Origin of the sequence: Nonomuraea rhizosphaerae (assembly GCF_019396405.1) — a bacterium.
GTDB lineage: Bacteria > Actinomycetota > Actinomycetes > Streptosporangiales > Streptosporangiaceae > Nonomuraea > Nonomuraea rhizosphaerae.
Genome location: NZ_JAHKRL010000081.1, coordinates 1 through 3,266, shown reverse-complemented (window position 1 = coordinate 3,266; position 3,266 = coordinate 1). Strand labels below are relative to the sequence as shown.

At 70.8% G+C, this 3,266-nt stretch carries 1 protein-coding gene and 1 pseudogene; one reads left to right on the top strand and one right to left on the bottom strand.

The genetic code is table 11. The features are described 5' to 3' along the window. Window positions 1-293: 293 nt before the first annotated feature. The gene (locus KME77_RS03835; protein ID WP_308250535.1) at window positions 294-2,405 is read right to left on the bottom strand and encodes a M6 family metalloprotease domain-containing protein; all 2,112 of its coding nucleotides are present in this window, start codon (window positions 2,403-2,405) and stop codon (window positions 294-296) included. Between the two features lie 100 nt (window positions 2,406-2,505). On the opposite strand from KME77_RS03835, the pseudogene KME77_RS03830 reads away from it, so the two are divergent. Then, window positions 2,506-3,266: pseudogene (locus KME77_RS03830) on the top strand (hypothetical protein); the annotation flags it as partial.

The following is a 3,266-nucleotide window of genomic DNA, read 5'->3' as shown; positions in this document are numbered from 1 at the left end:
TGCCCCCCGCCGCGGCGACACCCGCCGCGAACGGCGCGGCCAGTGGCACCTTCCTGCGCCGCGGTTGCGGCTTCTCCGGCAGCTGGCCTGTCAACTAACACCCCCTCGGGGGTGATTCAAGCGGATGCGGCACGCGCCGCGCCAGCCGCCCGTACCCCCTGCCCCGCCGTACTTCGGCTGGGGTCCCTCGGGAGGCGAGGAAGTGAGGGAGGAGCGGCCCGCGCCTCCCCGGGAACCCGGCCACGTGCGGCGGGGTGAGCGGGAGAGGCGCGGGCGGCGGCACACGACAGGAGCTACAGCCCGATCACCCCGCAACTGGCGGTGACGGTCTTGGCCGGGTCGCTCTCCGAGGTGGCCGTCAGCTTGACCTTGGCCAGCCGATCCCCGCCCTTGGCGCGCACCGCGTTCACCACGACCTCCTGCGACCTGCCGAAGTCGACGGCGGCCAGGGCGTTGGGCAGCTGCGCGGTCCAGCCGCGCCCCTGCACCTCGGCCTTGAGCCGGTAGACGTCGGAGTTGAGGTAGCCGCTGACGTCCTCGGGATGCGTCCCCTGCGCGGGGGCCGCCTTGCCGGTGTTGAACAGCGGGAACTTGCAGGTAGAGATGCCCTTGCCGCCCGGGATGCCCAGGGCGGGCAGCACCTTGACGCCGCGCTTCTGCGGCCCGGCCCCGTCGAGGGAGCGGATCGCCACCGTGTACGACAGCGTGCCCTTGCGGTCGCGCTTGACGTCGGTCACGTAGAAGTGCAGCCGGTTGGCCTGGTCCACGAACTCGTACTGGCTGCCGGAGTCGGTGCCCGCGTGGAAGAGGGCGTCGGAGAGCTGCCGGTAGTCGCCGATCGTGATCGGCACCTTGGTCCCGTCGGGCATGACGTAGTCGGTCATGCCGATGTCCTGCGGGTTGGCGTCGATCACCCACTCGAACGGGGCCCGGTCCTGGTTCTTGGTCTTGGCCAGGAGCACGCCGGAGTCGGGGGTGAAGGAGTCGGTGCCGACCCGGTCCACGACCTCGACAGTGTAGTTCTCGTAGCCGCCGCCGTCGCAGTACGGGTCGGTCGACGGGGTGCAGGCCGGGCTCTTGTCGCCGGTGTCGAAGGCGATGTTGACGCCGGACAGCTCGCTCTGGCCGGGCTGCACGGCACGGGCGATCACCCGGGCCTTGACCAGGCCGGACTCGTCGAGCGCCTCACGGGAGAGCCGCAGCACGTTCTGCTCGTCGACCATGGCGAGCTTGATCTTGTTGCGCAGCATGTGCTGGGCGCCCATGGAGGCGCCGGAGGTGGGCGGGATCAGCCAGCGGGTGTGCGGGCCGCCGGGCCCGTTGAAGCTGCCCCGGCTGAGCATCTCCCAGATCCCGGTGTACGCCCTGCGCGCCGGGACCCCGTACGGGTTGTTGTAGTTGTCCAGCACGCCCAGGATGTGGCTGAACTCGTGGGCGTACACGGCCATGCCGGAGCTCTCGGCCTGGACGGAGTCGACGCCGATGTTGGCGTTGGGCCAGAAGTTGGAGCCGGCCTGCCAGGAGGTCCAGTCGACGTAGCGGGTCAGCGACCAGTTGGGCAGTGCGGGGTCGGGCGGACCCCATTCGTCGGTCACGTCCTCCTTGGTGGGGAACTTCATCATCCCGAACTCCTGCCAGGTGGACGACTCGTCCTGCCCGGCGCTGACGTAGAAGATGAAGTCGTACTGCCTGGCGGCCTCGTCGCCGATCGCGCCGACCCAGGCGGCGCGGCCGTCGGTGCGCAGGTTCTTGTTGCACGAGTCGCCCGCCGGGCAGCCCTGGCCGCCCTGGAACTCCATGGCGTACTCGTGGTCCTTGCCCGGCATCGTGTACGGGCCGAAGCCGGTCAGCTCGACGCCGTAGCGCCCGCCGGAGTCCTCCATCCAGTACTCGTGGATGGTGTGGCCGCGGTTGAGCGTGTTCGGGGTGTTGAGGAAGTCCTGGTAGAACTTGGCGACCTGGTCGCGGGGAATGTCGTGGGCCTCGGCGCTCGGGTTGCCGTAGATGGTCGAGGCCTTGGGCTGGGTGACGACGAACTGCTGGTTGGGGTAGTCAAGGAGGACCAGCGCGCCCTTGAAGGTGCGCTTGGAGCCCTTGACGGAAGGATCGTTCCAGTTCGTGCCGGGAACCTTCTTGTAGTCCGCCCACGTCATGTGGTCGGGGTTCTCCCAGTTCTGGGGGTCGATGGGCGGGATGCCGCCGCTGGGGCGGCCGCGGAGCGCCTGGGCGTCAGCCTCGGGGGCGTCGAGCTGCCAGGGCTGGGTCTGCGGCCAGAGGTTGCGCCGCCAGGGGTACTCGGGATCGTCTGTGGGGGGTGCTGCGGAAGCCGGGGTCGCCACGAGGCTCACCGGGATCAGCACCAGTGCCGCCAGCAGACCTTTCAGCAGCTTCTTCGGGGCAATCACGGATTGACGGTATAGACGAAGTTGACGGAGATCACCGATCAGTTGTAGGGAAGACCTGTAGCGGTCCTTCCGACAAATGCCGAAAAATCCAGGTGACGTTGTGGCGGATCTTCAGCGGAGCGTGGACGAGCTGGCTGCCCGGCTCGACCGTCCGCTGCTGCTGGAGGACCGCGTCCAGCGGGTCATCGCCTACAGCGAGCAGGACGGCCCGATGGACGACATCCGCCGCGACTCGATCCTGCGCCGGCACAGCCCGCCCGAGGTGCGCCAGTGGGTGCGCGCGGCCGGGATCCAGGAGGCGACGGCCCCGCTGCGCGTCCCGGGCGCGCCCCGCCTGGGCCTGCTCCCCCGAGTTTGTGTCCCGGTACGCCATGACGCCGGGCTGCTGGGCTACCTGTGGTTCATCGACGCGGACCCGGCCATGTCCGGCGCGCAGATCGACGAGGCCGCGGCGGCGGCGCCCGCGCTGGCCCTGGCGCTCTACCACGAGAGCCTGGCCACAGGCCTGGCCTCGCACCGCGAGCTGGAGGCGGTGACCGGGCTGCTGCTCGGCGAGCCGGACTCGGCCAGGCAGCTCATCGAGGCCGGGGCCTTCCCGCAGGCGCAGCCGGTGACCGTGCTGGTGGCCAGGCCGCTGTCGGAGGAGCCGGACGAGGCGCTGCGGCTCGCGCTGGAGCAGGGGCTGCTCGCGCTGCGGCGGCGGCTGAGCGGGCACCACCCGCTGCACCTGGTCCGCTACGACCACGCCGTGCTGCTCACCGCCGGCGGCACCGGCCCCGGCGGCCTGGCGGCGGCGGACGAGCTGCACGCGGCCGTGTCGGTCCCGGTCGTGGTCGGCGTCGGGCGGCCCCGGCCGGCGCT